This window comes from Klebsiella sp. C360 (assembly GCF_048822415.1).
In the GTDB taxonomy this organism is placed as follows: Bacteria; Pseudomonadota; Gammaproteobacteria; order Enterobacterales; family Enterobacteriaceae; genus Klebsiella; species Klebsiella quasipneumoniae.
The window spans coordinates 1-2851 of record NZ_JBMEZZ010000040.1 but is presented as its reverse complement, the minus strand read 5'-3'; the positions used below and the strand labels follow the sequence as shown (position 1 = coordinate 2851).

Genomic DNA, 2851 nt, shown 5'->3' with positions numbered 1-2851 from the left:
GAGAGCATGAAAAACCTCGGGGCAGCCATCGAATGATGCCATCTACAGGGGTTAAAATAACCACCATCATTTCATAACAATACCTGCTGACTATGAAGATCTACGTCATCAAAATAGCAGTTCATGGAGTCAGTCCGATGGTCTGGCGTCGGCTGAGAATTGCTGCCGACACGTCACTGGCCGCGCTTCACTTCATTTTCCAGATAGTGCAGGGCTGGGGGGACGACCATCTCCATCAATTTCACATTTATGGCAAAGATTACGGTATCTCCTACGAAGGAGGCATCGGTTTTGTCGATAATCCGTTCCGGGTCGTGATTGATGATTTTGCTTTTGATGCTGGCGATCGCTTTACCTATGAATACAATTTCTTTGAGCACTGGCTTCATGACATTCGTGTTGAGGCCATTTATGAAAACTCTACGCTGAAAGCGCCGTTTTGTATAAGCGGCCATGGTATGCCCGGAGCCACAGCTGCGGATGAGTTCGATAAAACCCTGGCGTTTCTTGAAGCTATCGTTAATGCGGATGATGAAACAACGGTCGGCGAGATCCGCCCTTTTGCTGACGACCTGGATGCTGTCAGGTTCAACCGCCACAAAATCAACCGGCAACTGAGCAGGCTCGACCTTGCATCTCCGGTACTGGAGCCTGAAGTTATCTGGCTGGGCCGTCGTCGCTGACTGATGTCTATAAAGGTATACGTTTTCAGCATGCCTCTCAGATCCCCGAAAAAATGTCTATAAACCTCCCTAAATCAGTGTTTATGGATTATTCTTTAAATCTCTATGATGTTTAAAGACCTTCCGGAGGTTTTGCGTGCAATATGCCTACATCAGGGTAAGCTCGGCCGATCAGAATACGGCCCGTCAGGAAGAGGCATTGTCAAAGGCGGGTTTTCAGCCTGATAAAATTTGTGTTGAGCATGCCAGCGCGAAGGACACAAACCGCCCGGGGTTACAGGAACTCCTGGGGCAATTACGCCCTGGTGATACGCTTCTGGTTCATTCCATCGATCGCCTTTGCCGGAATATGTCGGATATGTGCGCTGTCACCACCCGGCTTCGTGACCAGGGCGTTACCCTTATTTTTCTGAAAGAGCAGCTGACGTTCAGCGCCGGCACAAACAATCCGATGCAGGAACTGCAGCTGCACATGATGTCGGCATTCAGCCAGTTTGAACGAGCCTTACTGAAGGAAAGGCAGGCCGACGGCATCGCCGCGAAAAAAGCACGGGGTGAAAAAACAGGGCGCCCCGGCGCCGATATCAAAAAGATCCAGGAAATTGACGCACTCAGAAGCAGAGGGGTCAGGCTCAGGATCGCCTGCGACCATGCGGGCCTTGGCGTTTCCACATATTATAAGCTTCGTCACCAGATGAACAACCAGTAGCCGGGAGATAGTCATCCACCACAGCAGGAGGCAATGATGCAACTGACGCTCCAGATAGTCATCACCGATGAATCAGGCTCCAGTCGAACGGAGGAACTGATGACAATCCAGAAATCAGGGGAGACCCGGAACGACATCGGATTATCGGTGTCAGAATCCAAGCTGTTGCTGAATACGGTCCAGCAGTCGGTGGTCCAGCTGCAGGCAGACGAATATACTCAACACCATATCCGGTGCCCTCACTGCCTTGCTGCGCGCAGAATCAAAGGCAAACAGAAAATACGGTACCGGACGCTGTTTGGCGTTATTCCGGTATCCGGGCTTCGGGTGTACCGGTGCCGTTGTGAAGAGAGTGATACAAAGACAGTCAGTTTGCTCAGCGACTGGGCCGGCGATTATTCTCACCCGGCACTGAAATATATTGAAACCCGCTGGGCCTCGATGATCTCCTATGAAATGACGACTCGTCTGCTGAAAGATATTCTGCCGGTGGGCCACAGCCTGAATGCCTCAACGGTGAGGAATCATTTATGCCAGGTGGCGCAGCGTCTTGACGCTGAGGCTGAAGCTCATTCAGGTTTTCTTTCCGGCTGCCCCCGCGACTGGGGGAACCTGCCCAGGCCAGGAAAACCGCTTGTGGTGGGTATAGATGGTGGTTATGTTCGCGATCGGGATGACAAAAAGCGTAATTTTGAAATTATTGCCGGGAAGTCTTTTTCCGTTGGTGCGCCTGCTGACACCCGCCGCTTCGGTTTTGTTCAGAAGGATGACTGTCATCCGGAACGCAGGCTCATGACCCACCTTTCAGCGCAGGGAATGCAGGCCAACCAGCAGATATTTTTTCTGTCCGACGGCGCGGATAATCTCAGGGACCTCCAGTTCGGTATGTACCCTGAGTCAACGCATGTGCTGGACTGGTTTCATATCACCATGAGGCTGACGGTGCTCATGCAATATGCCCGGGGACTGCTGGTATCAGATCCAGAGGCGGGGAGTAAAGTTCTGGCACTGCTGGAAAGCATTAAACGATATCTCTGGCATGGCAATGTTGTCGCTGCGCTGGAACATATTGATAATTGCGTTATGTATTGCGATGACCCTGAACTCAGCTATCCTAGCCTGAAATCCCTGCAAAAACATCTGGATGAAATGTATACCTACATCCGGAATAATAAGATGATGATCCCAAACTACGGCGAAATGCGTCGGTACGGAGAGCCGGTATCAACCGCGTTTGTGGAATCCACGATCAATGAAGTGATCGCCAGACGAATGGCCAAAAAGCAGCAGATGCAGTGGAGCAGAAAAGGGGCTCATTATTTGTTACAGACCCGGACCGCCGTTTTGAATAACGAACTGCAGGATAAATTTGTCTGCTGGTATCCGGGTTTTCAAAGTGACGGGAAGGGACCAGCGATGGCAGCATAGCTCACGCTGCCCCAATATTTTTTATGCTCTC

Annotated in this window: 3 protein-coding genes; all 3 read left to right on the top strand. The window is 51.0% G+C overall.

Annotated features, from left to right (window positions below; translation table 11 throughout):
- The first annotated feature begins 92 nt into the window (after nt 1-92).
- The 3 genes from ACOI7D_RS27625 (at nt 93) to ACOI7D_RS27615 (ending at nt 2820) form a co-directional block, all read left to right on the top strand.
- Nucleotides 93-683 carry a plasmid pRiA4b ORF-3 family protein gene (locus ACOI7D_RS27625; protein WP_012477564.1) on the top strand — a complete coding sequence of 197 codons (591 nt, stop codon included), beginning with the start codon at nt 93-95 and terminating at the stop codon, nt 681-683.
- A 136-nt stretch (nt 684-819) separates the two neighbouring features.
- Nucleotides 820-1392, top strand: coding sequence for a recombinase family protein (locus tag ACOI7D_RS27620; RefSeq protein WP_001493762.1), 573 nt, complete (start codon nt 820-822; stop codon nt 1390-1392).
- Nucleotides 1393-1428: 36 nt separating this feature from the next.
- Nucleotides 1429-2820: an ISKra4-like element ISKpn19 family transposase gene (locus ACOI7D_RS27615; protein WP_014839878.1), complete on the top strand. Its 1392-nt coding sequence runs from the start codon at nt 1429-1431 to the stop codon at nt 2818-2820.
- The last annotated feature ends 31 nt before the right edge of the window (nt 2821-2851 follow it).